This window comes from Gardnerella leopoldii (assembly GCF_003293675.1).
Taxonomy (GTDB): domain Bacteria; phylum Actinomycetota; class Actinomycetes; order Actinomycetales; family Bifidobacteriaceae; genus Bifidobacterium; species Bifidobacterium leopoldii.
In genome coordinates, this window is sequence record NZ_CP029984.1 from 1390156 (window position 1) to 1416758 (window position 26603).

Annotated in this window: 19 protein-coding genes and 2 tRNA genes; 11 read left to right on the plus strand and 10 right to left on the minus strand. The window is 42.9% G+C overall.

Annotated elements, in window-relative coordinates; genetic code table 11:
- Positions 1–100: 100 nt before the first annotated feature.
- From rsmA to DOD25_RS05605, 3 genes are all read right to left on the minus strand, one after another.
- Positions 101–997 (minus strand): 16S rRNA (adenine(1518)-N(6)/adenine(1519)-N(6))-dimethyltransferase RsmA, encoded by an 897-nt coding sequence (gene rsmA, locus DOD25_RS05590; protein ID WP_064340306.1) that lies wholly within the window; start codon positions 995–997, stop codon positions 101–103.
- Positions 998–1052: 55 nt separating this feature from the next.
- On the minus strand, positions 1053–2513 hold the full coding sequence (locus tag DOD25_RS05595; protein ID WP_004119612.1) for an aggregation-promoting factor C-terminal-like domain-containing protein: 1461 nt from the start codon (positions 2511–2513) through the stop codon (positions 1053–1055).
- A gap of 449 nt (positions 2514–2962) precedes the next feature.
- Positions 2963–3039 (minus strand) — tRNA-Thr (locus DOD25_RS05605).
- Between the two features lie 165 nt (positions 3040–3204).
- On the opposite strand from DOD25_RS05605, the gene DOD25_RS05610 reads away from it, so the two are divergent.
- Both DOD25_RS05610 and DOD25_RS05615 read left to right on the plus strand, forming a co-directional pair.
- Positions 3205–5043 (plus strand): serine/threonine-protein kinase, encoded by a 1839-nt coding sequence (locus DOD25_RS05610; protein WP_004119604.1) that lies wholly within the window; start codon positions 3205–3207, stop codon positions 5041–5043.
- A 132-nt stretch (positions 5044–5175) separates the two neighbouring features.
- Positions 5176–6138, plus strand: a complete 963-nt coding sequence (locus DOD25_RS05615; RefSeq protein WP_004105824.1) for a DsbA family protein — start codon at positions 5176–5178, stop codon at positions 6136–6138.
- A gap of 95 nt (positions 6139–6233) precedes the next feature.
- Here DOD25_RS05615 and DOD25_RS05620 read toward each other — a convergent pair whose 3' ends face one another.
- Positions 6234–7193 carry a DsbA family protein gene (locus DOD25_RS05620; RefSeq protein ID WP_112928837.1) on the minus strand — a complete coding sequence of 320 codons (960 nt, stop codon included), beginning with the start codon at positions 7191–7193 and terminating at the stop codon, positions 6234–6236.
- 240 nt (positions 7194–7433) lie between these two features.
- On the opposite strand from DOD25_RS05620, the gene DOD25_RS05625 reads away from it, so the two are divergent.
- Together DOD25_RS05625 and DOD25_RS05630 are read left to right on the plus strand one after the other, a co-directional pair.
- Positions 7434–8561: an ABC transporter ATP-binding protein gene (locus DOD25_RS05625; RefSeq protein WP_004105828.1), complete on the plus strand. Its 1128-nt coding sequence runs from the start codon at positions 7434–7436 to the stop codon at positions 8559–8561.
- Between the two features lie 248 nt (positions 8562–8809).
- The gene (locus tag DOD25_RS05630) at positions 8810–10225 is read left to right on the plus strand and encodes a DUF4032 domain-containing protein (RefSeq protein ID WP_004105830.1); all 1416 of its coding nucleotides are present in this window, start codon (positions 8810–8812) and stop codon (positions 10223–10225) included.
- Between the two features lie 155 nt (positions 10226–10380).
- Here DOD25_RS05630 and DOD25_RS05635 read toward each other — a convergent pair.
- Positions 10381–10453, minus strand: a tRNA-Lys gene (locus DOD25_RS05635).
- Positions 10454–10524: 71 nt separating this feature from the next.
- Positions 10525–10785, minus strand: a complete 261-nt coding sequence (locus DOD25_RS05640; protein WP_004105832.1) for a glutaredoxin domain-containing protein — start codon at positions 10783–10785, stop codon at positions 10525–10527.
- A 187-nt stretch (positions 10786–10972) separates the two neighbouring features.
- On the opposite strand from DOD25_RS05640, the gene ftsY reads away from it, so the two are divergent.
- The 6 genes from ftsY to DOD25_RS05670 all read left to right on the plus strand — a co-directional run bounded on the left by ftsY (position 10973) and on the right by DOD25_RS05670 (position 19640).
- Positions 10973–12154 (plus strand): signal recognition particle-docking protein FtsY, encoded by a 1182-nt coding sequence (ftsY, locus tag DOD25_RS05645; RefSeq protein WP_112928838.1) that lies wholly within the window; start codon positions 10973–10975, stop codon positions 12152–12154.
- 162 nt (positions 12155–12316) lie between these two features.
- The gene (locus tag DOD25_RS05650; protein ID WP_162720543.1) at positions 12317–14098 is read left to right on the plus strand and encodes an ammonium transporter; all 1782 of its coding nucleotides are present in this window, start codon (positions 12317–12319) and stop codon (positions 14096–14098) included.
- 418 nt (positions 14099–14516) lie between these two features.
- On the plus strand, positions 14517–15878 hold the full coding sequence (locus DOD25_RS05655; protein ID WP_112928839.1) for an MATE family efflux transporter: 1362 nt from the start codon (positions 14517–14519) through the stop codon (positions 15876–15878).
- Between the two features lie 64 nt (positions 15879–15942).
- On the plus strand, positions 15943–17403 hold the full coding sequence (gene dnaB / locus DOD25_RS05660; RefSeq protein ID WP_004105840.1) for a replicative DNA helicase: 1461 nt from the start codon (positions 15943–15945) through the stop codon (positions 17401–17403).
- 15 nt (positions 17404–17418) lie between these two features.
- Positions 17419–18837: a Mur ligase family protein gene (locus DOD25_RS05665; RefSeq protein WP_112928840.1), complete on the plus strand. Its 1419-nt coding sequence runs from the start codon at positions 17419–17421 to the stop codon at positions 18835–18837.
- A gap of 5 nt (positions 18838–18842) precedes the next feature.
- Positions 18843–19640 (plus strand): type 1 glutamine amidotransferase, encoded by a 798-nt coding sequence (locus DOD25_RS05670; protein WP_112928841.1) that lies wholly within the window; start codon positions 18843–18845, stop codon positions 19638–19640.
- A gap of 128 nt (positions 19641–19768) precedes the next feature.
- Here the strand turns inward: DOD25_RS05670 and upp are convergent, their stop codons facing one another.
- From upp to DOD25_RS05690, 4 genes are all read right to left on the minus strand, one after another.
- Positions 19769–20407: a uracil phosphoribosyltransferase gene (gene upp / locus DOD25_RS05675; RefSeq protein WP_004119581.1), complete on the minus strand. Its 639-nt coding sequence runs from the start codon at positions 20405–20407 to the stop codon at positions 19769–19771.
- Between the two features lie 291 nt (positions 20408–20698).
- Positions 20699–21352, minus strand: coding sequence for a hypothetical protein (locus DOD25_RS05680; RefSeq protein WP_004119577.1), 654 nt, complete (start codon positions 21350–21352; stop codon positions 20699–20701).
- Positions 21353–21398: 46 nt separating this feature from the next.
- Entirely contained in the window at positions 21399–22559 is a 1161-nt protein-coding gene (locus DOD25_RS05685) for an NUDIX hydrolase (protein ID WP_004119574.1), read from the minus strand.
- A gap of 289 nt (positions 22560–22848) precedes the next feature.
- On the minus strand, positions 22849–25086 hold the full coding sequence (locus tag DOD25_RS05690; RefSeq protein WP_004119572.1) for an RNA degradosome polyphosphate kinase: 2238 nt from the start codon (positions 25084–25086) through the stop codon (positions 22849–22851).
- 632 nt (positions 25087–25718) lie between these two features.
- On the opposite strand from DOD25_RS05690, the gene DOD25_RS05695 reads away from it, so the two are divergent.
- Positions 25719–26450 (plus strand): MIP/aquaporin family protein, encoded by a 732-nt coding sequence (locus tag DOD25_RS05695; RefSeq protein WP_032842372.1) that lies wholly within the window; start codon positions 25719–25721, stop codon positions 26448–26450.
- Positions 26451–26603 lie beyond the last annotated feature (153 nt).

Sequence of the window (26603 nt, forward strand, 5' to 3'; positions counted from 1 at the left end):
TGTTAGCAGCAAGTTTACACAAGCTGCAGAATATACGTAATATTTCATTGCGTAATATTTTATTTTGCATATTTATTCAACGAATAAATATGCGTTTTATTTATAGTTGACAATCTTTGCATGCGCGATACAAAGCAATAAATTCATCGCAAGTAAGCGTCTCGCCGCGTCTAGTTGGGTCAATTCCAGAATTTTTATATGCTTCTTCTGGAACTTGATTTTTAAGAGCTGCGTGCAATGTCTTACGTCGTTGCTGGAAGGCTGCATCAATGAAAGCGAATACTCCCTCACGCTCATTGTTGTCACCTTTGCTTGTGCAATCGCGAGTAAAAGAAACTAATGCTGAATCAACGTTTGGTGCTGGCCAAAACACATTATGACCGATAAGCCCTGCGCGTTGGGCTTTGCCGTACCACGCCAACTTAACACTTGGTGTGCCATATACTTTATTCCCAGGTTGTGCGCATAAACGATCTGCTACCTCTTTTTGAACCATAACTAGAAAATTCTGTAAGTTGCTAAATTTTTCTAGCAAAGTAAGAATAATAGGCGTCGCAACATTGTATGGCAGGTTTGCAACAAGAGTAAATTTTTTAGCCTGTGCAATTTGTGGAACATCATCGGCATTTACTGTTAAAGCATCTTTTAGAATGACATTAAACTTTTGCATTGCTTTAGGCATAAATTCTTCTACAGTATGCGGCAATCGTCGAGCTAGCGGAGGGTCTATTTCTACTGCAGTAAGCTGTGCTCCTGTTTGCAATATTGCAAGAGTAAGAGAACCAAGACCAGGCCCTACCTCCATAACGATATCGCCAGATTTAACGCCAGCTGCCGCTACTATTTTTCGCACTGTACCAGGATCAATAACGAAATTTTGACCAAACTTTTTGGTAGGAGTAATGCCTTCCTCGGCAGCAATACGTCTAATATCTGCTGCACCTAAAAGCTGACCTTCATTTTCAATGCTGATTTCTGTCAAAGTTTTACCATCCAAATTTCGTAACAATTAATCTGTTGCACCAAAGTGCGTTAAAACACGCTGCTGCCTTTTAATACCAGCCAATTTCGCGCGAATGCTTTACTGCTCCACTAGGTGTTTTATATTTGCCCTTAATGTAACTTAGACCCCAGCTAATTTGTATTGCGGCATCTTCATGCCAATTAGCTCCTGCGCTGCTCATTTTATTTCCAGGAAGAGCTTGAGGAATGCCATAAGCGTGTGAGCTAGGATTTTCTGCGTTCCATCTCCATCCAGATTCCTTATTCCATAACCATAAAAGATCTTCCCATTCTTTACCGGTCCAACCCATTTGCGCAGCCGCGCCCTGAGCAAATAGTTTAGCTTGTTCTGGAGTAGCATGTACAAGGCTATCGGGATTAGAGCTTGGAGCGGGTGCAGGTGGATTAGCTGCAGGTGCGGGGGCAGCAGATGCGGTTTGTTGTTGAGTTTGTGATGTTTGCGCACCATTGTTACCATTCTGGTCTTTGCTTTGAGCCTGATTTTGCGTTTTCTGATTTTGTTGAGTTTGCTGTTGGCTGTTTTTCTTCTCCTGTTTTGCAGGCTGCTCAGTATTCTGCTTTTTGTGTTGAGAGTTTGTTTGTTGTTTGGATTGTTTTGACTTTTGTGTATTTGTATTATTTTTGTGAATTGGTGCGGGAGCAGCCTTACCTACAGCAATAACTTGATTAACTGCAGGCTTTACCAAATTTTGCGAAACTAGAGTTGCGCTTTCTGCTTTGCCATCTACGTATGTAACGTTATAAACATCTTCCCGCTCACCATTCACGCCAACTTGTTGTACAACGCGAGAATTTGCTGGAAGTTTAGGATCTACTACAGTTTGTGTGGCAAAAGGTAATGAAACCGTACGAGTTTCTTTGCCATGAGTAACTCGAGAAACACGTAAAACAGTATTTCCATCATCTTCTTCTACGCTTACGCGATCTTCCTTGCCGAGCACTATACCTTGAGAATCAAGAATTGCGCTCGCAGGTAAGTCTCCATTTTGCACAACGCGTGTTTTCCCGTCAGCGATAACGCTAATTGGACCTTTTTTATTAATCGATAAGCCGCAAGTTAGTTTATCGTAAATATTTTGCAAATTTACTGTAATTCGTGAAGCGTTCTTAGCATTAGCTTTAAAAAAGCCGATTAATTGATCGACACTAGTTGCAACAGTCCAGAACGGTATAGTTACTCCATCTACAGTGATAGAAGTTTGATAAGCACTGCGAACTGTTACAGTAGAATGATTTGTGAGAATATCTCCAGAAGAAGAAATAATTTGATCGTGAGTTTTTACTGGCACGTGTTGTTCTTCCAATAAACGTATTGGATTTGTTGAATAAGTGCTTACAATACGCGTTTTTCCATTTACGATCATTGCAACAGATTTTTTAGCTGTAAATATAAACAAGCTTGTTGCTGTGAGTGATATAGATAAAACGCAGGCGATTATTCTTGCACGACGCATCACTATTAATCGTCTAGGCGTCCATCGACGTGCCATACAATCACTCCCTTCGCAATAATGCTAACTTTTCTATTATACCTTCAGTTTGGCATTCAAAATCGAATGCAAAACAAAATAAAAGTGGGGGCGGGAGAGAAGGGGATATTCCCGCCCCCTATGAGGTGGAGCTGGTTGGGGGACGCTCCACTCTCACCTCGGAAACCCTGAGTTGGGGGAAGGTTCCCGAGTTCTTACTCGCGAAAAGTTTTTTGTTATAAAGATGATCATGTGCGCAGATATAGATTTGTCATTTTCATAATACGCCATAATTGGCACTGTATATGAAAAATAGAAATCTTTTCTATTTTTGAATAGTTAATTAGCCACTATCCCCTCTGCTTTAATCATTTCACGTCATTATATGTGATACGAAAGATAACAAAACTATAGTTCTGGAATATGTGAACAAAAAATAAGAAATACTCACGAAACGAGTGGAATAAAAATGGAGCCTCCTGCCGGGATCGAACCGGCGACCTGCCGCTTACAAGGCGGCCGCTCTGGCCATCTGAGCTAAGGAGGCGATGTTTTCTCGTTAGCATAACAAATCATGCTAAGTAGAACAATTGATTAGTGTACCATATGCCACGTCATTACAAAATTACGGCGATGTTGAATATAGAAACGGCGTGTTTTTTGTTGTTTATATTTGTGTATTTGGCAATATAAGGCATTAACATAATGCAGTATGGAAGATACAAGCATGTTCGATTTGCAGCCAGGGAATAATGTAGGCGGATACACGCTTATTTCTAGGCTTGGCGGCGGCGCAATGGGGTCAGTTTGGCGCGTTAATGACGATGGCGGCAATCAATATGCTATGAAAATATTACGTGCTTCTGTTCGTACAAAACAGAGTGAAGATGAGGATTCTGAGCAGGAACGTGCTCGAATGCGTTTAAAACGTGAAGCTTTGGCTTTGCAGAGGATTCATCATCCAGGTGTTTGCGCGATAGTGGATATGGAATTAGATGCTTCAATCGCTTTTATTGTGACAGAATTGATTGAAGGACATAATTTGCGCGAAGACGTGGATGAGAATGGGCCCTATATTGCAGATGATTTAGAGCGTCTTGCGCATAAGCTTATTGAAGCTGTTAAGGCAGTTCATGAAGCCGGTATTGTTCATCGCGATATTAAACCAACTAATGTAATGATTTCTGCTACTGGACCAGTATTAGTAGATTTTGGTATTGCGATGGGTGAAGGTGAAAGCCATGTTACTCGCACGGGATTAGTGATGGGCACTCCTGGTTTTATTGCTCCAGAAATTATTGAAGGCGGAGATTCAGATGAACTTACAGATTGGTGGTCTGTTGCTGCTGTGCTTGCATTTGCGGCTACCGGTAAGCCTGTTTTTGGCACAAAGCCTATGATGGCGGTTTTGGAGCGTGCTGCCTCAGGCAATGCAGATTTAACTGGGTTGCCTCCTAGAACAATGGCTGCTTTTCGTAAGGCGTTGAATCCGATTCGAGAACAGCGTTGCATGCTATCTGATTTAGAAAATGCAATTAGTCAAGATGCTATGGATCCTTTAGCCTGGCCGGAGGTGAACCGCCCTTTTGACCGTAATGCCACTAACATAACTATGCGTAAAATGTGGCGTGAAACGAGTCGTGAAACAAAAGAAAAAACTGCTATACTAACAAATTCTCGTACCTGCGATGCAGCTGGTACAGCTGGCATAACAAATCTTAACTCTGATGGAGAAACGCCAACCGTAACTGTTCGTTCTACTACTGTTATGCCGCATTCATTAGATAGTGAAGACGATAAAACATTTTGTGTAGATGAAAAAACACGAATTAATGCGTTAAACGATGTCGATTTACAGCATATACAGAACGACAATTCAAACAATTCACGTATTGCACAATCTTCAAAACTTATTCATGCTTCTAATAACGTTTTTGATAATGACAATATTGAAAATGAAGCAGGCGATTCCCTTCATGTTAAAAGTGATGAAGTGCCTTCTGTTGATCATACTCTTAATCAACATGATTATGTGCGTAAAGGAACATGGATACTGCTGATTTGTATAATTCTTCATTTAGCCATTGCTTGCTTAAGCATTCTCGATTCTATTGGTTTTGCGATGGTTTTTATGTGGATTAGTGCAACATCCGGCTACAGTATTTCATCAAGCTTGCGAAGATGGCAACTTAACGATGGAATAATTCCTCGTCATGATTCTGTAGTGCGTATTGCAACTTTGCCATGGCATATTATTCGAGGATTCGTCTACATGCTTCCACGAGTTATAGCTATTGTGATTTCTGGAGGTATTGGAGCTGTTATATATCCATTTCTCTGTGGTGATAATCCTGAATTACTTTCTATAGATGTTGGATCCTTGCGTATTCTTTTGCCAGCTTACTCACCTAATATTTTTTCAAATACTGCATTTGGATATACTCTAGGATTTATTGTTGCATGGGTTGTTTTTGCTGTAGTTAAATGGACTACAAAATTCCGTTTAGGATTAGGTGCGTTATTTTATTCTGGAAAATCATTTGAAAAATAAAAATAGTACGATACGTAATGTGTATTTTCCGTTGATGCCATCTACTAAACTGTGGTGAGGTTATTATTTCATTAGCAAGAATGCTGCTAGGAACTAGTCTTAGCATGCGAAATAAAGGGTTGAAGGATAACAATGCCTAAAATTCAGATGCGTGATAATAAGCAGGGAGATTCATCTGCTACTCGCCTACAAAGAACCATAGAAAATCGCGAACGTGCCGCGCGTGAGCGTCGTCAGCAAGCAATTATCGGCGTTATTGTAGTAATTATTGTTGCGGCTATGTTGGCTGCTGTAGGCATTACTGCGTATCAGGCAGCTTACGTTCAGCCTCAGAAAAAAGTAGAGCAATCTGCAAAATCTAATCATAATTTGGATAATATTGATCCAAGTATTCGTCCAAGCGGTGTTAATTCTAAGAATGGAATTCTTCTTAGCAAGGATGGGTACGGTAAGCAAGCTGCTGGTGCTCCTACAGTTGCTACTTATTTTGATCCTTTGTGCCCTGGTTGCGGAAACTTTAATCGTACTGTTGATGAAACTTTAATTAAAATGGTTGAAGCAGGTCAAATTAACCTAGAACTTCACCCAATGTCATTCTTGGATGGACTTTCTACTGACCATTACTCGACTCGTGTTTCTAGTGCTATTGCTTATATCGCTTCATATGATAACGATCCAAAGCATTTGCTTCAGTTTATCAATGGTATTTTTAACGAAAAATTCCAGCCGGAAGAAGGCGAGGGATATAAGCCTGTAAGCAATAAAGAATTGATTAAACTGGCTAAGAAATCTGGAATTCCAAACGAAATTGCAAGTAAAGCTTTTAACCGCCAATATTTGAAGTGGCAGCTGCTAGTTAATAAATACACTCCTGATCGTAAGGAATTGTGGAATGTCAGCGGTTCAAATAAAGGATCTATGACAACTCCAACAGTAACTATTAACGATAAATTGCTTGATATGAATGCCATTAATGAGAAAAAAATGAAGGTGCTTGATGCTCTGCTTCATTGCATTGGCTTGGATAAAAAGCAAGTTGGAGTTGCAGGTCAGATGCCTAAAGTGTCTGACACTAGTTCCCCTATTGCATTGTAAATAAGCTAAATTATAGAAATATAAATTATTAAATAAAAACGGACGTTGAGTGTATTCTTAACGTCCGTTTTAGTATAGAAATTACTTAATTTTATTTATAAATCAAGCGGCTTGCTCTTATATGTAACTTTTGGCATATGGCCAGATTTGCCAACATGTTCTTTATCGATTCCCAAAGACTTTAATATAGCTTCCAAAGGATCCATCTGCTTTTCAGAAGCTGCATTGAGATCTACTAGCTTACCATTAATTGTTACTGTTGGAGTTGTCATAGCGCCTTTATTAGAGCCAGAAACATTCCATAAAGCTTTTTCTTCTGGAGTATTCTCATTAATAACTTCTTGCCACTTAACATAGTGTAGGTTAAAGGCTTCATTCGCAATCTTATTTGCAACTCCAGCATCTTCAGCTAAATCAATAAGAGCTTTATTCGGTGTTGCTTGGTATCCATCGCCTTCTTCCGGCTGGAATCTTTCACTAAAGATGCTATTGATAAACTGAAGCAAATGCTTTGGATCGTTATCATATGAGGCGATATAAGCAATACCGCTTGAGACGCGATAAGAATATTGATCTGAGCTAAAACGATTTAAGAATGACATAGGGTGAAGTTCTAGGTTAATTTGACCTGCTTCAACCATTTTAATTAAAGTTTCATCAACAGTACGATTAAAGGATCCGCAACCAGGGCACAAAGGATCAAAATAAGTAGCAACTGTAGGAGCACCAGCAGCTTGCTTACCGTACCCATCCTTGCTAAGAAGAATTCCGCCTTGTAAATTAGATGCCGGTGGGATGTCAGAAGAAGGCAGTTTTTTAATCTCTTTGGCTATTTGGGAGTTTGCTGTATCCTCAATTTGTGTATCTGGCTTATTGGTTGTTGGATTTTCAATTTTTACTTGTGGTTTATTGATTGAATTGTAATAAGTCATAAACCCAGCTCCTGCAGCGAATGCAAGAATAACTAGTGCTATTACGATGCCAATTAAGCTTTTACTATAAGGGGTATTTGATTTTTGTATTTCATCATTTGTTGTTTCTTGTTGTTGATCCATAGTTATTCTCCTTTTGTGCGTCTTACTCGACACGCCGAGTTTATGCAAAATACTGATTTTTTGCTGTTTTTCTAAGATAAACATGATATATTAAGGCATGGCTCAACGAAGAGAACCTTCAATGGACCAGGTAAGTAAACTGTGGACGATTGATACCCGCCGATGTAGGAATTGGGGTCATGAGTGCACACCCTTCACTACGGATCGTTCGGCACGTACCTGCCGATGAAAGGACATATCATGGCAGAAGTTGTATTTGATCATGTGACTCGTATATACCCGGGCAACGATAAGCCTTCGGTTGATGACTTGAACATGACTATTAAAGATGGTGAGTTCCTCGTACTCGTTGGTCCATCTGGTTGCGGTAAGTCAACTACTTTGCGTATGTTGGCAGGTCTTGAAGAGGTTAACAAAGGACGTATCCTCATCGGCGGTCAAGATGTTACTACAATGCAGCCAAAGGATCGCGATATTGCAATGGTCTTCCAGAATTATGCACTGTATCCACACATGACAGTTGCTGATAACATGGGCTTTGCTTTGAAGATTGCTGGTGTTCCTAAGGAAGAAATTCGCAAGCGTGTTGAAAAAGCTGCAGAAGTGTTGGATTTGACAGAGTATTTGGATCGTAAGCCGAAGGCTTTGTCTGGTGGTCAGCGTCAGCGTGTTGCTATGGGTCGCGCAATTGTTCGTGAACCAAAAGTCTTCCTCATGGATGAGCCTCTTTCCAACCTTGATGCTAAGCTCCGCGTTCAGACTCGTACTCAGATTGCTGCTTTGCAGCGTCAGCTTGGTGTTACTACTCTGTACGTTACCCACGATCAGACTGAAGCTTTGACCATGGGCGATCGCATTGCAGTGATTAAGCTTGGCGTATTGCAGCAGGTTGGAGCTCCTACTGAGCTTTATGACCGCCCTGCAAATGTATTCGTTGCAGGCTTCATTGGCTCGCCATCCATGAATATCAATCAGCACCCAGTTGTAAACGGTCGAGCTCAGATCGGTGAGGATTCTATAGTTCTTCCAGCTGAGGCTGTTGACAAGCTCACTGCAGAAGATAACGGACAGATTATTGTTGGCTTCCGTCCAGAAGATGCAAGCTTGGCAACATCCGATGATCCAAATGCGTTCTCCTTGAAGGTAATGAACGTGGAAGATCTCGGTTCCGATGGCTATATCTACGGCAATATCATCACCGATGGTTCTCCTGAGGAAGCATCTACGATGATGTCTGATCAAAACAAGCTCACTACTATTCGCGTGAACCCACGTGCTCTTCCAAAGGTTGGCGACACCGTGAAGATCAAGATTGATCCATCTAAGATGCATCTGTTCGCACCTTCTACGGAGTTGCGTTTGAACTAAAAGTGTTGGTTTGCCTGCTTATATGAGCTAGTAAGCAAACTTTCGGTATAAGGTATAGCGGGGTTCGCAGTATGACGCGAACCCCGTTTTTGGCACAAAAAAGCAGCATAATAAGTGTGCAATAATACATCATTACAATGCATCGCTTATTATATATAGTTGTTATCAATAATTCGTCGGTGGTTGAGCTGTGTTTATCTGGAATGCAGTGATATCGTTGGCATGAGCTTGATTGGTAAATAAACTTTATGGAATGGAATGACGCTCCTCAATTAGACCCGCGTGCTGTGCAAGCAACTTCGGTATCTGCACAGGACGAGAATGCGTCGTCTCAAGAGCCGCAGGCACTGAAGATTACTGCGGCTAGTTCAGATCCAAAAATGTTTACACTGCCTTGGGAATTACCACTTTCTCAATGGCCTGCTGATTTATTCGTGAATTTGCCGCGTGGTATTTCTCGTCACGTTGTGCGATTTGTTCACGTTGGCGATGAAGTGTATGCAATGAAGGAAATTACTCGTCAAGTTGCAGAACGTGAGTATGAGCTTTTGCGTAGGCTTCGTAAACTTGAGTTGCCTACAGTTACTCCTATAGCTGTTGTTGCAGGACGCCATGACGCTAATGGTGAAAAGCTTGAGGCAATGTTAGTTACGAAACATTTAAAGTTCTCACTACCATATCGTGCATTATTTGCTCGTACGTTGCGTCCGGATACTGCAGAGCGCCTTATCGATGCGCTTGCTGTTCTTATGGTGCGCTTGCATCTTTCTGGCTTCTATTGGGGCGATGTATCGCTTTCCAACGTGCTGTTTTTGCGAGATGCAGATGCTTTTTCTGCATTCCTAGTTGACGCAGAAACTGGTGATTTGCATGGAAGTTTAACAGAAGGTCAACGAGAATACGATATCGATTTAGCCCGAACCAACATTATTGGTGAGCTTATGGATTTGAGCTCCGGTCAGCTTTTACCGACAGAAGTAGATGAAATCAGTATAGGAAATCGTCTAGTAGATCGCTATCATTCGCTTTGGAGTACGCTTACTGACGTTGATAAGTTCAGTCCTGATGAGATGTGGCGAATTGAACGTCGTGTCAATCGTCTAAATGAGCTTGGTTTCGATGTTGACGAGTTAGAGATGAAGACTTCAGAAGATGGTCGAAGGGTTTTGGTTCGACCTCGCGTTGTGGATGCTGGTTATGCTTCCCGCAAGCTTCTTCGTCTTACTGGATTGGACGTTCAAGAGAATCAGGCTCGAAGGCTTCTGAACGATTTGGATGCGTATCGCACTTCTACATGGCGTCAAGGTGAAGAGCTGGAAATCGTCGCAACTGATTGGATGCGTGAAATTTTCGAGCCAACAGTTCGTATGATTCCTCCTGAGTTCCGTTCGCAAATTGAACCAGCTCAGTTCTTCCATGAAGTGTTGGATCATCGTTGGTTTATGGCAGAAAAAGTTGGCCATGACGTTGCTATGCAAGATGCTGTAACTAGCTATATTAAGAACGTATTACCACAGTACAAAATGGATAAGCATGTTCTTGCTGCTATTAATGCAGATGCTGATTCTGGCGTTGTGGATGATGAATACACGTATTCTTCTCCAGCACCTGTAGGCCACGATATAGTTGAAGATGATCAAGATGCTAGTGTTTGGGCGAGTTGAGTATTGCGTTATATAAGTAATTAGCTAATTCTCAACAAGTATGGCATTGATTGTCGTTTTTGATCTTAAGTGAATTTTTCGTAGGGGGAGCTTCGACTCCCCCGTTTTTTTTTATTGCAGTTTACTCGCTTACCCTAAATTTGGATATAAAAAAGTGCCCCCTGTGGGACTCGAACCCACAACCCAAGACTTAAAAGGACTCTGCTCTGCCAATTGAGCTAAAGGGGCAACAAATGCCAAGTATACTACATTCAATCGACGAAGTGAATATCGTGTGAACTTATGCGTGTTATATATATTTATTGCAGTATTCCGAGTGACTCCAGTTTTGCTTTTATTTGTGTTGCAGATGGCTCAACCATAAAAGTATTATCCGCAAAAGTAACAACTGGAATGTGCTTTTGATTGCTAATTTCAATCGCTTTTTCTTCAGCACCTTCTTCTGTTTCAATATCGTGCCAAACGAATGCCACACCATACTGGGTTAGCGCAGCTTTTGCACGTTTGCAATCTCCACACCAATCTGCACCGTATACATTTACGGTAGGCTGATCTGACATAAAATCCTCCTTAATGATTTTGTGAATTCAAATTTTGCGTAATAATAGCTCGTGCTATTTATTACTACTTTTATTAGTGTAATAGATGCAGATGTACTTAAGCATATTGACGTTGAAGTGTGACAAAGATGAGAAAAAATAGTGAAATGTATTGCTAGTGTCCCTTGACTTTCATAGTCTTGATGTCATGAATATGGTTATGGATATGAACATGCTAATTTGGTTTGCGGCTGCGGCTGTTGTTATTGCCATCTTATTAGTAACAGTTGCAGTGATTTTGCGCATTCACAGCAATAGTCATGGACCAGTAATTCCTGAAAGCGTTGATAGTTCAATCGATACAGGCAAAACTAAAGCGCGTGGAACAAAAAAATCTGGAAAACAGATAGAAAGTAACATAGCTGTTATACCTAATGAAGAAGTAAAGTCTGAATTATTGCCAGAAAGTACTTCTTCGCGTATTAAACGTCTTCGCGAACGTTTGGCTCATAGTGCAAATCCATTTGGTCGTGCATTGTTTAATATCATAAGCAAGGACCATCTTTCGGAAGAAGATTGGGAAAATGTAGAAGATACTCTTCTTATGGCCGATGTTGGCTCTCGAGCTAGTGAAGAATTAGTAGAAGATCTACGCAAAGATGCACGCATTGCTGGTACTTCTAGTTCAGAAGATGTGCATTCAGCATTGCGTACGAAACTATTGAAAATAGTAGATGAAGACGCTGATCGACGCTTAAATGCAGATAAATCAGATGCGCATCATCCTAGCGTTATTATGATGGTCGGCGTTAATGGCACCGGTAAAACCACTACTGCTGGTAAATTAGCGCGATTGTTTATTGCCCAAAAACGTTCAGTAATGTTTGCTGCAGCAGATACTTTTCGTGCGGCTGCAGCTGATCAACTTGAAACTTGGGCGTCTGCAGTAAGCGTGCCAGTTGTTCGTGCAGATAAAGATGGTGCTGATCCTGCTTCTGTTGCTTTTATTGCTGCGAATAAGGCAAAAGAAGAACAAACTGATTTATTGATTGTAGATACTGCTGGTCGTTTGCAGAATAAAGCAAATTTAATGGAAGAGCTTGGCAAAATTCGTAGGGTTATAGAAAAAACTATGCCTGTTGATGAAGTATTGCTGGTATTGGATGCTACTACTGGTCAAAATGGCATGTCTCAAGCAAAAGTATTTGCTGAAGCTATTGGCATTACGGGCGTAGTCCTTACTAAGCTTGATGGTTCCGCTAAAGGTGGAATTGTTATAGCTGTACAGCGTGAACTTGGTGTGCCGGTTAAGCTAGTAGGTCTTGGCGAAGGACCAGATGATTTGGTCCCGTTTGATGCTCAAAGCTTCGTAGACGGTCTGCTCGCTTAATGCTGAGCATTGATGTAGCTGCATGAGTGGTAGTTTTTAATCTTCCGCTAAAGTCTTTATGAGTTTTGGCTATAAGAGTTTCTCGGTACAATAGTTATATAAAGTAATACTTAAGCTGCAATGATGTTATTGTTGCGCTGTTTCAAATAATTGAGGTGAAAAATGACCACAATGGATCCGCAATGGGCATTGTTGGCTGGCGCGTTGGTGTTTATTATTACGCCGGGTATTGCCCTGTTCTATGGAGGCCGTGAACGCGCTACTTCCATGGTGAATATGATGATGCTTTCAGCTGGCGCTATTGCTGTAACTACACTGGTTTGGACGCTGTGGGGATGGTCGTTAGCTTTTGCTGGCAAAGATATGGCTGGTGGTGTTATAGGTGATCCATTGAGTGGTTTGCTATTCCGTGATTCGATGGTGGCAGATCATGGTGTGTTTACGTCTATGGACGCAAATTCCGGATTATCTGGCGGCATTCCTGCAGCTTTTCGCTTAGCATGTGCTGTTGTTGCAGTAGCGCTTATTACTGGAGCTCTAGCCGGTCGAGTGCGTTACGCTATTTGGCTTATTTTCGTAGCTGTGTGGATTACTTTAGTATTCGCTCCGTTAGCGCATATGGTGTGCGGTGGTGGATTGCTTTCGCCTAATGGTGCTATTTCACAGGCGTTAGGTATTTCAGTGCATGACTTCGCGGGTGGCTCTATATTGCATATTGCTGCGGCTGTTTCGGCTTTTGCGATTGTTATGATCATTGGCGGACATGCTCACTTCCCTCTTAAGCGTTTTGTTTTGCATATTAAGAATGTTGCGCATACGAGTGGCAACGCTAATTCTGGAGCTACTAATTCGCGTAATCCTAAAAGTCGTTTATCGCGCGCATTGTGGGCTGATGTTGAGCATGCTAAAAATGCCGCTAGTGAGACTGTTGTCTCTCCAGTTGCTACAGTAACTGAAGTTGCTGCAGAATCCACTGCAACGCAGTCAGCAGTTGAAAATGGTGTTGCTGCTCGCCAACCGCATAATGTTCCTTTCGTTATGCTTGGCGTTTTCTTGATTTGGTTCGGTTGGCTTGGGTTAATGATTGGTTCTTCTGCAGGCGTTCCTGGAGTTGCAGGTTATGCTTGGGTGAGTTCCACAATAACTGCTTCTGCTTCAATGCTTGCCTGGGGTGTGACTGAACGTTTACACTCTGGATGCTTTACTGCTTTGGGAGCTGCGTCTGGTGTTATGGCTGGATTAGCTGCAAGTGCTGCAGCCGCGGATGTTATTGCTCCATTGTGGGCTTTAGTTTTGGGTGTTCTTTCTGGTGTTATTACTTCTCTAGTGACTCACTCTCGTACTTTTGTGCGCTACGATGGTGCCTTGCATGTAGTTAGCGTGAATGGTGTTGCTGCGCTTATTGGTGTGCTTGCAGTAGGCTTATTTGCTGATGGCTCTGGATTACTCGCTGTTGGTGATTGGCATCAGTTAGTTGCACAACTGTGCTTGATTGGGATTACGGTGCTTTATGCAGGTGCTGTAACTGCAGTGCTAGCTTTTGTTCTTGAAAAGCTTTTTGGATGGCGAATCTCGGAAGCTAAGGAACGTAAGGGCGTTGATTTAGCTGATCAAGGAGAGCGTGCTTACGATTTTTCTTCTATTGCACAAAGTCATGATGGCGCTGTAGTTGCTGTTGCAGATGATGATGCAAATAAAACTCAAATGGCTGTTCTTACTTCTGTTGATATTGATATGAGTGAAAACGAGGTTGAACAATCTGATTTTATGGTTGATCAATCTGAGGCAAATCCTGAGCAAGGCGATTCTGAGGTTGATGATACTAAATCTGAAGTTGAGCAGAAAGAGTCTTCTTCTGAAGAAGAGTCTGAAACTGTAGAAAAAGATAAATCAGCGCAGAATAATAAGAAAACAGGAAAACGAAATAATAGTGCTAAAGAATAGACGTATGTGCGTAAGCGCTATTGTTTAGCAACAAGTTCTAGTTATTTTGATATAAACCGCATGTCTTATCTAAGATATGCGGTTTTGTTATTTTTGCTAATTTAAAATCAAGTTTTTTAATGAATAACTTATTTTTAGTGAATAAGTTATTCATATGACACGCACGAATTGCTTGATGTGGATAAAAAAGACAAGTTATCCACATTTTAGGCGTGTCTACGTGGATATCACACAAATTTATCCACATAGTGGGGATAACATTGTGGATATCCTGCGGATAACTTTTTAAAATAATATTTTTATTTGCGATTTACGCATATTTGTGTTACTTCACTTGCAATTGTTTTTGCATAAAATTGTTAGCAATTGCAATCTTCTTTTATACAAGCGTGACAAAGTAGCGGTAGAATGAAGCATTATGACAAATCAAAAGTTGGACAACCAGAACAAAAAAGACGTACTGCGCAATATTTGGCTACTAGCCGTACCAACTTTTGGACAGCTCATATCTGAGCCAGCATTTGTACTTATTGACACTGCTATTATTGGCCATATTGGCAAAAGTGCTCTAGCAGGTCTTTCTATCGGATCAACGGTACTTCTTACTACTACAGGTCTTTGCTTATTTTTGGCTTACAACACAACTTCACAGGTTGCGCGTCTTTTAGGCGCAGGTAAGCGTCGAGAAGGTTTTAGCATTGGCATGGATGGATTGTGGCTTGCATTATTGCTTGGCATAATTCTTACAGTCATACTTATTTTTGCCGCTGAACCGTTATGCTACGCAATAGGCGCGCGTGGCTCTACGTTGCAAAATGCTATTGTGTATACACAAATGGTTATGCCTGGATTGCCTGCGATGCTACTCGTATATGCAGCAAATGGCATATTTCGCGGTCTTTGCAACGTGCGCATAACATTATTTGCTGCTGTAAGTGGAGCTGTTCTAAATACAGTTCTCGATATAATCGCAGTATTTGGTCTCAACATGGGAATTGCTGGCTCTGGTATTGCAACAATGATTGCGCAATGGTATATGGGACTTGTTCTCACTATTCCTGCAATTATTTGGGCTACTCAAAGTGGTGCGCGTCTCAAACCGCATTTCCAGCATATTCTACATTCTGCTGGAACTGGTATGCCTTTGTTTGTTCGTACACTTGCATTGCGTGTGTGCATGGTAGCTACGGTTGTTACTGCGACTCATCTCGGTACCAATACTCTCGCTGCGTATCAGGTTGCTAATTCTTGCTGGAATTTTGTTATGAATATTTTAGATGCAATTGGTATTGCTGCGCAGACTATTGTTGCTGCAGCGCTAGGTGCAGGCTGTCGTAAGCGCGCAGGAATGATTACGCGTATTTGTGCTCAAGTGGGAGCTGTAAGCAGCGTAGGAGTCGGTTTATTCATGATTTTCGTGGGTTGGAGTTGCGCGCCACTATTTAGTCAGCATACAGATATTCAGTTTTTAATTTCTGTAGGTATGACAATATTAGGATTGTTCTTGCCTCTTGCTGGATGGATGTGGGCGTTAGATGGCGTATTGATTGGCGCAGGTGATCATCGCTACTTAGCAAAAGCTTGCTCAGTAATGGCTGTCGTATATTTAACATTTTTGGCGCTCACAAGCGTTTTTGATGTCATCGTTGATGCTAATGACGTGATAAGAACTATTACTTTGTGGGTTGTTTTAAATGCTGTTTATATTGGGGGGCGTGCAATAGGCAATAGTTTGCGCATAAGAAATGATACGTGGATGGATTCTGCGCTAAAAATGTAGATAAAGTTTTGTGTTAATACATTTACGTTTTTCATAATACGTGCGCGCGTTTATACTCGTTTTTATGGCAGATAATGATATGTGGCAATCTACTAAAGGCAATGTTATCCGCGCAGGTAGCAATCATGGTGGCAATGGTGACGCCTCTGCATATGGTTCTGGCGTTGCAAATCGTGGTGCCGAAGTAGGTGCTACATTGTTTGATCGTGTGCCTCCTCACGATGTTGATGCAGAAATGGCTGTGCTTGGCGGAATGCTCATGAGCAAAGATGCTATTGGCGAAGTGTCTCAATTACTTGAAACATCAGATTTTTATTTACCGCAGCACCAAACAATTTACGATGCTATTCTTACGCTTTTCGCTGGCTCACAGCCTGTTGACGTTGTGCTTGTAGCTAACGAATTAATGAAAGATGGAAATCTCGATAAAGTTGGCGGAGCTGACTATTTGCACAGCCTAGTAGCTTCTGTGCCAACAGCCGCAAACGCAATGTACTACGCAGATATTGTGCATCAAAATGCTGTTCTTCGTAACGTTATTACTGCTGGCACAAAAATTGCACAAATGGGCTATTCTGCTTCCGGGGCGCAAGCAGAAGATATTGTAAATCTTGCGCAATCAGAAGTGTATGAAATGAGTGCTGGCAAAGTGCGTCAAGATTACGTTGCTATTGGTCCAGTTTTGCAAAATACACTTGATCAGTTAGATAAAATGCAAAATCACGAACTTGAACAAGGTGTGCCGACTGGATTTAGAGATATTGACGAAGTTACGCAGGGTTTGCAGCCTGGTCAAATGATTGTTGTTGCTGGTCGTCCGGCTATGGGTAAGTCAACACTTGGCATTGATTTTGCTCGTTCGGCTGCACTGCACCACAATATGACGTCTATTGTATTCTCTCTAGAAATGAGCAAAGTGGAATTGGCTCAGCGCATTATTGCTGCAGAAACTAATATCCCACTCGCTGCTATGCGAAGAGCGGAAGATATTACTCCAGATCGTTGGAATACTCTTAATACTTTTTGGACAAAAATGCAAAACGCTCCGCTTTTTATTGATGACAGCCCAAATATGAGCTTGATGGAAATTCGCGCAAAATGCCGTCGTTTGAAGCAAACTAATGATCTGAAGCTAGTAGTTATTGATTATCTTCAGCTGATGAGTTCTGGCAAGCGTGTGGAAAGTCGTCAGCAGGAAGTTTCGGAATTCTCGCGTGCGCTGAAGCTTCTTGCTAAAGAGCTTGAAGTGCCAGTTGTGGCTTTGAGCCAGCTTAATCGTGGACCGGAAATGCGAAACGACAAGAAACCACAGCTTTCAGATTTGCGCGAATCTGGTTCTATTGAGCAGGATGCTGACGTTGTGTTCCTAGTGCATCGCCCTGATTTTTACAATAAGGAAGATCGCCCAGGCGAAGCAGATATTATTATGGCAAAGCATCGTAACGGCCCTACTGACACGTTTAATCTTGCCTTCTTGGGTGCAACTTCCAAGTTCATGGATATGCCGCAAGACTACCAGCAATAAGGGGTGTGATTTAGTATGTCAAGCCGCGACCATGAATCGCATAAAAAGTTGCGCCAAAATTTGCATAAGCATTGGTACAGTTTTGCCATGCCTGCTGTTGGTAAACTTGTTTGCGCGCTTTCTAGGCTGCTACATCATGGTGGAAGCGCATTGCCTGGGAAAGTTATTGAGAGCCTCGATTCTGGCTTTTTAGCGCGCACTCTTGCCGCATTGCCGTACGGAATAGTGTTGATTTCTGGCACCAATGGCAAAACTACCACAACGCGTATGGTAACTTCTATGCTGCGCGACGCAGGACTTAATGTATTTACTAATCCAACCGGTTCAAACTTTACTAGAGGAGTAGTGGCAGCCCTTGCAAAAACAATGCCTGCTTTTGGCACAAAACTAAATGCGGATATTGCAGTTTTAGAGCTCGACGAAGCGTACGCAGTGCATTTTGTAAATCAGATCAAGCCTCGCTACTCTTTATTGCTAAACGTTATGCGAGATCAGCTTGACCGATTCGGCGAAATTGACACAACTGCAAAACTATTAAGCAACGTAGCTGAAGCAACTGAAGGAACAGTAGTCCTAAATCGCGAAGATCCACGTATTTGCGCGCTTGCAAAAGTTGTTCCTTCCGGGACTTGTGTGCGGTATTTTGGTTTGGATGACGCTGTAAAAAGCATGTTCCCGACGGATGATGATTTGCACAATAGTTCCGAGAAAAGCGAAAATTGCGAAGATGCTGCAGTAGGGGAAAATAGCAATCTTCCCAAAGCAGACGTTGTGCTTTCAAAAGTTGGAGACCATGAGGCTGAGTTTATACTTGATGGCAAGCGTAAAACTACTTCTGTAAAACTCGACGGCGCTTACAATATTTTCAACGCTGCTGCTGCAGCAACAGTAGTTCGCGCTATCTTGGCGGACGCTGCAAAACAAAATTCTGCGCTGCAAAAATTTGATGACGATGCGCTTATGGAAGCGATTTCGCACGTAACTCCTGCTTTTGGTAGAGGCGAAGTAATTGAAGTTAATGGTGCTCCTGTTGAGCTTGTTTTAGTGAAGAATCCTATTGGTTTTAGGCTTGCAATCGCTTCGGATCATCCGCAAAATCACGATACCATGATTGCAATTTGTGACGAATACGCTGACGGTAGAGACATGAGCTGGCTGTGGGACGTTGATTTTGCAAGCTTTAGCGGCACTGGAGTTGAGTGCGTTTCTGGTACTCGCGCATGGGATATGGCTTTGCGGCTGCAATACGATAAGGTTGAGGCTCGCAATGTGAATACGGATTTGGAAGAAGATGCTAAAGCTTTTGTAAATGGCGATTTTAGTGGCAATACTAAAAATGCTAAACGCATATATTGCACGTATACTGCCATGCTTCGCGTGCGCGCGGCTTTAGCGCAACTTGCGGAAGTTAAAGACGTTGGAGTTGGGAAGTAATTGTCATGAATGGTTCCAGTGATATTAGTAAAGCAAATGCTACTTTTGAAGCCGAAAATCGCGTGCTACATATTGTGTCGCTATATCCAAAAGACATGAATATTTACGGCGACTACGGCAATGTGCTTACGATTATGCGCCGAGCGGAATTGTACGGTTATAAGCCTGTGCTTCACGAGTACAACGTTGGCGATTTATGGCCAGAGCGCGTGGATATGATTCTTGGCGGCGGCGGTCAAGATCATGGGCAAAGCAGAGTCACTGAAGATTTATTTGCGCGCGCGGACGCGATTCGTGAGCTTGCAAAAGATGGCGTTCCAATGCTTATGATTTGTGGACTTTACCAGCTTTTTGGAGAGTATTTTGAAACCGTTGAGGGTCAAAAGCTTAAAGGAATTGGAATACTTGGTGAGCATACGGTTGGTCAAGATGTGCGCATGATTGGAAATCTTGTGGAACATAGCGACGATTTTGGCGATATTGTGGGCTATGAGAACCATTCTGGACGAACAAGCTTGGAGGGTGATACTCAGCCACTTGGCTCGGTTGATAGTGAAAATTGCGGTAATAATGGCAAGGATCACACGGAAGGAGCGCGCAAATACAATGTTATTGGCACTTATATGCACGGCTCAGTTTTGCCAAAAAATCCGCGTCTGGCTGACTTTTTAATCCGTACTGCTGCGCAAAATCGTTACGGCGAATTTTCGCCAAAGCAGACTGATTCTCAACGCGCGGAAATTGCTAAACTAGACGAATTAGCAGAGCGCGCTCGCGAAGTGGCCGTAACTCGTCCGCGGTAAAGAGATTTATCTGCGCAAAATTTGTCAACGCTAAACACAAAAGCCTGCTGAACTTGCAAAGTGTTGCAAAATCAGCAGGCTTTTTGTAGTTTTTGATTCTAGCTTTCGCTTGATTTGGTTAGTAACTATTAGTCAATCAAGCCATACAAGCGATCGCCGGCGTCGCCAAGACCTGGAACGATATAAGCTTTGTCGTTCAAATGCTCATCAACAGCGCAAACAACAACCTTAAAGTCAATAGAAGGATCAATCTCCTTCTCCAGGCGTTCCAAGCCTTCTGGAGCTGCCAAAATGTTAATAGCAGTAACGTCCTTAGCACCGCGCTCAGCCAAATAGTGTGTAGCAGCAATAAGAGTGCCACCAGTGGCAAGCATTGGGTCAAGAAGGAAGCACTGACGGCCAGTTAAATCTTCTGGTAAACGGTTGGCATAAGTGATGATGTCGAGCGTCTGCTCGTCGCGCTTCATGCCAAGGAATCCAACCTCAGCGGTTGGAAGAAGGCGAGTCATGCCATCGAGCATGCCAAGACCAGCGCGCAAAACCGGCACAACCATTGGGCGTGGGCGGTTCAAATGCTTGCCAGTCATCTTGCAAATAGGAGTTTCAATCTCGCGATCGCTAACTTCCAAATTGCGGGTTGCTTCGTATGCTTCGAGGGTTACCAATTCGGAAACCAACTCGCGGAAAATGTTAGAAGGTGTATTCTTATCTCGCAAAACGGTGAGCTTGTGGTCCACCAGCGGATGATGTAAAACATGAAGATCCATACTTTCTAGATTAGTGCAAGCATTGCACGTTAAGCTAGCGGCGTGCCGTTATTTTTGCGCAAAATATAAACAAATGTGAGTGGAAAATATATTTTATTTAAACTTATCTAGCAAAATCTAAAATCTAAAATTCAAAACAGAAACGATACTGACTTGCGAAAGCGCCTGTCGGCGCAAACGCCGCTCGCAGCGGCAAAAAATGGAGCCCGGGGCTTAAGCACAAGCCAGCATCATTTTGAGTATACCTTGTTTTCTGTTTTCACGCGCCGCACAATTTTAATCGAAAATAATTTATTCCAACTTTCCTGCTCGCCACAATTTTGCTCCATGAGCAAAAGATAGTGAAAGAGCGTGCATATTTGCGGATATGTGCAAAACCTTTGAAATTTTTTGCGTGTGTATTGTATTTTCTTGCTCGTCTAACTTTTTTGCGTAAACTCGCATTCCGCTCGCAATAATTGAAGTAAAAGTTGAAGCGCGGTAAAGCGCTACAGCAAAATCGCCTGTAAAAGCGCCGGAAAGAATAGAATCTGCAAGTCGCGCAATATCTTCTCCGGTAGGAGTCTCATCAATTCCTGTAATAGCTGAAGCACTTGTTGCTTCAGGCTCGCCAAGACTCCAGTACTCAGCGTAAGCTTCGCGCTGTTTTCGTAAAGACATGCGCAGTAAATACAGTCGCCACAACATTCCAGGAAGAGACTCAGCCTCCGCATGACTCCACAAATCTGCAATAACTTCAATACCTTCATTTTCAACCAAATTCAGCACGCGCTCAACGATTTCCGGCGACTGTGTTTTATGAACGCGGTTAAGCAAAACAGCAGCGGAAGTGCGGCTAATCTCATGCACAATTTGCGGATCCGTGCCTCCTTCAATCTGCGCGAGCATCGCAGGATCCATTTGTGCAGGTCGGCTTGGGCGGGCAGAGCCAGTGGGGCTTGGCATAAAAGCAGATCTGCTTGAATGAATAGAACTCGATTGTGAATTTAAACTAGTAGACACTTGGAAGAACCTTTTCAATATCGATAATGCGAGCGCCTTTAGGGGTATTAATTATGTGCAAAACTATTGCGCTTCCTGTAGGCATGTATGGAGATTTTTGGCTGAGTATGCGTTTGTGTGCTCTAGGTTTTGTTATTTCGCGTAAATAATCGAAGAAAGTGCCGATAACCGGGCGATGCAAGCATATGACTGTTGCATTGTTGGTTGTGCTTACATTGTTAGTTTCGCTTGTATTTTGTGTGTTGCACTCAAGATTTTGTATTTCGTTTATAAGCACAGACAATGTAGATTTTGGTTTTTTCTCGTGACAATCTTCTGTAAGTTCCGCAACCTGTTCGATAGAAAGCGAAGAGTCGTGCGCAAAAGCCGCAACTGTTTCTAAGCAACGCTTCCAAGGAGACGATATGATTTTATTCGGCGCGTAGCAGGCAAGCTCGCGGCCTAAAGCGTATGAGGCGGCAGCACCTAGAGGCGTGATTGGTCGAGTCGCTTCGCTTCCTTGCCAAGTTTTTCGAGACTCAGCTTTTCCGTGACGCACTAAAAGCAACGTGCTATATTCTGCTTGACCTTCGTGTAGCTTCTCTAAGAAAGCATCTAGCACTTCGCGGTCACTATCGTGCGTAAGCTTTTTTCGTGCTTGAGAAGGAGTAAGCCATAACACATTGCCGATTTCAGTGGGTTTAGCAGGCTTAATTGGTCCGAAAGCAGGAAGACGCTTTGCTGCGGTTGGCTTATCGATTAAGCGCATCATCCAGTAGTGGATTCGCTTTATTACTTCCGGCTGAGAATTGCGATTTTGGTTGCTATTTGATGTGTTGCTCTTGGAAGATTTTTTGCCTTCGCGCTCAAGCGGATACTCTATTTTGGCGATGTGCGGACCTAGTGTGACTGAATATCCTGTTTCTTCTCCAACTTCGCGCACTGCTGTGTGGCGATGTGATTCTTTTGGCTCATTCTTTCCTTTTGGCCAGCTCCAATCGTCATATTTAGGACGGTAGACTAGGCAAAGCTCAAAATCATCGTCGCTAGACTTTATTGAGTCGCTGCTTGTTTTTGCCTCTCCACTTGCATTTGAGCTGTTTGTAGTATTGCGCTTGCGATAAATAATTCCGCCAGCTGCTTCAACGTATTGCGTCGTTACTGCACTCATATTCACTATTTTAGCGGTTTTCTTTCACAACTTTTAGTTGTGCCGTAATCTTTTACTTTTGTCACAGTCATAACAGTAACAAATTGTTTTATAATCCTTAAATTTGCCAAAACTGATAAATAATTACTTAAAAAACTTCCTAAAACTGGCAAATGGTGCTGTAGAAGATTTCGACTATTGCTGGAACGCTTGAGATTTAGTCAGATTAGAAGTGGTAATAAACACAAAAAGAGCCAGAAACATGTTACTGAATCTGGCTCTTACTTATCGTTTATTTAGTTGCTTGCGATTAGTTCGCACCGCGAGGCTTACGCGTGTGAGTATGGATTAGGTAAGCCTGGCTGTCTACGAGCGGACGGCCTTCCTTATCGCGAGAATGCAACGTGTATGTGCCATCGCCATCCATCCACCACGAAACAGTTGAATCAGCCATTTGCAAATCAATATACTGAATCAAAGCTTCAACCTGATCTGGCGCGCTAATTCTAACCAGAGTCTCAACGCGACGGTCAAGATTACGGTGCATTAAATCAGCCGAACCAATCCACACTTCTGGTCCGCTTGCAGGGCCATCACCAATCTGCGGGCCGCAAGAGTTAGCAAAAGCGTAAATGCGGCTGTGCTCAAGGAATCGTCCAAGAATAGAGCGAACGCGAATATTGTCGCTCAATCCCTCAATTCCAGGCTTAAGCGAGCAGATGCCGCGCTCAACAATATCAATCTTTACTCCAGCTTGCGAAGCACGATACAAAGCGTCAATAGTCTGCTCGTCAACCACAGAATTGACCTTAATCTTAATCCAAGCTTCCTTTCCAGCAAGAGCCGCGGCTTCCTCACGCTGAATTCGCGCAATAATACCAGTGCGAACTGTACGAGGAGCCACAAGCAGGCGGTGGAAACTAGACTTTGGCGCATAGCCAGAAAGCTGATTAAACAAGCGAGTCAAATCCTGGCCGACTACAGGATCGCAAGTAAGCAAACCCAAATCCGTGTACAAGCGAGCAGTCTTAGGATTGTAATTACCTGTACCAACGTGGCAGTAGCGGCGCAATCCTTCTGCTTCTTGGCGAACCACGAGCGAAAGCTTGCAGTGAGTCTTCAAACCAACAATGCCGTACACAACGTGAACGCCTGCGCGCTCAAGCTTACGAGCCCAAGCAATATTTGCGTCCTCGTCAAATCGCGCCTTAATCTCAACCAGCGCAAGCACCTGCTTTCCAGCGTGAGCTGCATCAACAAGAGCGTCAATAATTGGCGAATTGCTAGACGTACGGTACAAAGTCTGCTTAATTGCAAGCACTTTTGGATCCGCAGCAGCTTGCGCGAGGAATGCTTGCACAGAAGTAGAGAACGAATCGTAAGGATGATGCAACAAAATGTCATGCTCGCGAATAGAAGCGAAAATATCTTGCGCGTGGCTAGTTTCAACTTCTGCAATCTGACGATTCGTAGTAGGAATAAACGGACGATACTTCAAATCAGGGCGATCAAGCGCCTGCAATTCAAACAATACCGTCATATCAAGCGGCGAAGGCAAGCGATATACTTCCTCAGGGCTTACGCGAAGCTGATTTGCAAGAAGCTGAGAAAGGAATGGGCTGGCCTCGTTAGAAATTTCCAAACGAATAGGCGGTCCAAAGCGGCGGCGAAGAAGCTCCTTCTCCATAGCGTTGAGCAAGTTCTCTGCGTCATCTTCCTCAACGTCAATATCCTCATTGCGTGTAACGCGGAAGGAACGAGCTTCCTTAATAATCATTCCTGGGAAAAGCGATTCCAAGTGTGCTGCAATCAGCTTTTCCATAGTGATGAAGCCGTAACGCTCTTCGCGACCTTCCTCATCTGTTAAATCGTCAACTGGTACAAGACGGTTCAAATTATCTGGAATTTTTACGCGCGCAAAATGCGACTTTCCAGAATTTGGATTTTCGACGATAACAGCCAAGTTAATAGACTTGCCGGAAATGTATGGGAACGGGTGAGCAGGATCCACCGCAAGAGGCGTAAGAACTGGGAATACTTGCTTTTTGTAGTAATCAGACAAACGCGCTTTTTCTGATTCTGTAAGCTTATCCCAGCTGAGCAAAACAATACGCTGCTTTGCAAGCTCAGGAAGAATATGCTCAATAACATAGTGAGCATGCTCATCTTGGCGGCGGTGAGTGACCTCACTAATAGCGCGCAATTGCTGGCGTGGGCTTAAGCCGGATGCTGCAGTTACTGCTATGCCAGAATCAATGCGGCGCTTTAAGCCTGCGACTCGAACCATAAAGAATTCGTCGAGATTTGACGCAAAAATAGCAGCAAAATTAGCGCGTTCAAGTAGAGGCAAATCAGTATTTTGAGCCAACTCAAGCACGCGTCGATTGAACTTCAGCCAGCTTAATTCGCGGTCGAAGAAACGATCTTTTGGCAACGGTAGCTCACCCTCACGAGCTTCACGTTTTTCTGCCTTTTCATCTTCGGCGATGTGTTCTGCAATTTGACCTCGCAAAATCGCCTTTGAGGGAGCGTCAAAAATTTGTACCATACTCCGTAATTGTATGCGTTGTAAGGGAAGTGTGCGAATGAGTGTCGGGTGGTGCGACACGCCGACAGTTGTGTAATTCGAACGTAAACGCACATGATAACCTTTGCATGTTCACAAAAGTGTGCAATAGATACGATTTTTTTAGTGCAATTGAACAGTAGTGACAATATGTGAACAAAGCTTATTTTGTGCTTTACTATTGAGCAAAAAGCGGCGATAATAAAAGTACAAAAACAAAAAAGAGATAGCGGTAACCCACAAAAGTGTATGGATATGAAATCCGTGGACGTTGGACGGGATATTTAAGACTTTAACCGTTGCAACGAGGATGTTGTGAAGATGAAACCGCAGATATTGTTTTTGTAGATAAGAGGCTCGCCAAAGTGGCGGGCCTCTTTTGATGTGAGGGCGATTTTACTATTTACGCAGACTGTCGCGCGTATAAGGGAAACTATCAAAGAATAAATGTTGGAATTCATTTTCTTAGCTTCTTTGAAAATGAGAATATATTGTGTTCCATGCTGTGCTAATCGCAATTGCGAGTTGTTGGACGATTGTTAAGCGACGAGTCGTTATTTATGCGCGTGATTACGTGTGTGGAGTTTGAAACAGGTAAGAAGGATCGAAGGACCATGCAACATTCGTTTATGGCAATGTTGGCTGCAGAATTTATTGGCACTGCTATTCTCATGATTTTTGGAAACGGTGCTGTTGCAAACGTTGAATTAAAAAATACTAAAGGACACCATGCCGGCTGGCTAAATATTGCTATGGGCTACGGTTTTGGCGTGATGTTCCCAGTGCTCATGTTTGGCGGAATTTCCCACGCGCATATCAATCCTGCTATGACAATTGCGCAAGCTGTAAACGGCATGTTCCCATGGGCTAACGTTGTGCCTTATATTGTAGCTCAGCTTTTAGGTGCGCTGGTTGGTCAGCTTATTGTGTACGTAACGTATTTGCCGCACTACAACGAAACTGAGGAGCCAGAAGCAATTCTTGGCACTTTCTGCACTACGGATGCGTATAACAACAAGCTTAACTACTTCCTTAACGAGTTCTTCGGCACACTTGTGCTTGTTCTGGCTGCTCTTTGCTGCCTTACCTCTCCATGGGGTGAGAAGAATTTGGCTGGCGCTTCAATCGTTGTCGGCTTCGTGGTTTGGGGTTTGGTGACTTCTATGGGCGGACCAACTGGTCCTGCTTTGAATCCTGCTCGTGATCTTATGCCGCGTTTGCTTCACGCAATTTTGCCAATTCCGCACAAGGGATCTTCTCGCTGGGGTGAAGCGTGGATTCCAGTTATTGCTCCTATTGCCGGCGCAATCTTGGGTGTGGTTATGTATAAGTCGTTATTTGCATAAAGTAGTTGCTTTTAGCTGTAATTGATTGCGGTCTATTGCGATTGATTACTATTAATTGCGATTGTAAGAAGCGCGTAATGCTAGTATGAATGCGTTACGCGCTTTTTATTTTGTAAGCTTATGTTTTGCAAGTTTATGCTTATTAATTAAAGA

What these genes read in the sequence shown, in the direction of transcription:
- DOD25_RS05595 (WP_004119612.1), bottom strand. Translation starts at nt 2,513, where the DNA reads ATGGCACGTCGATGGACGCCTAGACGATTAATAGTGATGCGTCGTGCA.
- DOD25_RS05610 (WP_004119604.1), top strand. Translation starts at nt 3,205, where the DNA reads ATGGAAGATACAAGCATGTTCGATTTGCAGCCAGGGAATAATGTAGGC.
- DOD25_RS05615 (WP_004105824.1), top strand. Translation starts at nt 5,176, where the DNA reads ATGCCTAAAATTCAGATGCGTGATAATAAGCAGGGAGATTCATCTGCT.
- DOD25_RS05620 (WP_112928837.1), bottom strand. Translation starts at nt 7,193, where the DNA reads ATGGATCAACAACAAGAAACAACAAATGATGAAATACAAAAATCAAAT.
- DOD25_RS05625 (WP_004105828.1), top strand. Translation starts at nt 7,434, where the DNA reads ATGGCAGAAGTTGTATTTGATCATGTGACTCGTATATACCCGGGCAAC.
- DOD25_RS05630 (WP_004105830.1), top strand. Translation starts at nt 8,810, where the DNA reads ATGGAATGGAATGACGCTCCTCAATTAGACCCGCGTGCTGTGCAAGCA.
- DOD25_RS05640 (WP_004105832.1), bottom strand. Translation starts at nt 10,785, where the DNA reads ATGTCAGATCAGCCTACCGTAAATGTATACGGTGCAGATTGGTGTGGA.
- ftsY (WP_112928838.1), top strand. Translation starts at nt 10,973, where the DNA reads ATGAATATGGTTATGGATATGAACATGCTAATTTGGTTTGCGGCTGCG.
- DOD25_RS05650 (WP_162720543.1), top strand. Translation starts at nt 12,317, where the DNA reads ATGACCACAATGGATCCGCAATGGGCATTGTTGGCTGGCGCGTTGGTG.
- DOD25_RS05655 (WP_112928839.1), top strand. Translation starts at nt 14,517, where the DNA reads ATGACAAATCAAAAGTTGGACAACCAGAACAAAAAAGACGTACTGCGC.
- dnaB (WP_004105840.1), top strand. Translation starts at nt 15,943, where the DNA reads ATGGCAGATAATGATATGTGGCAATCTACTAAAGGCAATGTTATCCGC.
- DOD25_RS05665 (WP_112928840.1), top strand. Translation starts at nt 17,419, where the DNA reads ATGTCAAGCCGCGACCATGAATCGCATAAAAAGTTGCGCCAAAATTTG.
- DOD25_RS05670 (WP_112928841.1), top strand. Translation starts at nt 18,843, where the DNA reads ATGAATGGTTCCAGTGATATTAGTAAAGCAAATGCTACTTTTGAAGCC.
- upp (WP_004119581.1), bottom strand. Translation starts at nt 20,407, where the DNA reads ATGGATCTTCATGTTTTACATCATCCGCTGGTGGACCACAAGCTCACC.
- DOD25_RS05680 (WP_004119577.1), bottom strand. Translation starts at nt 21,352, where the DNA reads ATGCCAAGCCCCACTGGCTCTGCCCGCCCAAGCCGACCTGCACAAATG.
- DOD25_RS05685 (WP_004119574.1), bottom strand. Translation starts at nt 22,559, where the DNA reads ATGAGTGCAGTAACGACGCAATACGTTGAAGCAGCTGGCGGAATTATT.
- DOD25_RS05690 (WP_004119572.1), bottom strand. Translation starts at nt 25,086, where the DNA reads ATGGTACAAATTTTTGACGCTCCCTCAAAGGCGATTTTGCGAGGTCAA.
- DOD25_RS05695 (WP_032842372.1), top strand. Translation starts at nt 25,719, where the DNA reads ATGCAACATTCGTTTATGGCAATGTTGGCTGCAGAATTTATTGGCACT.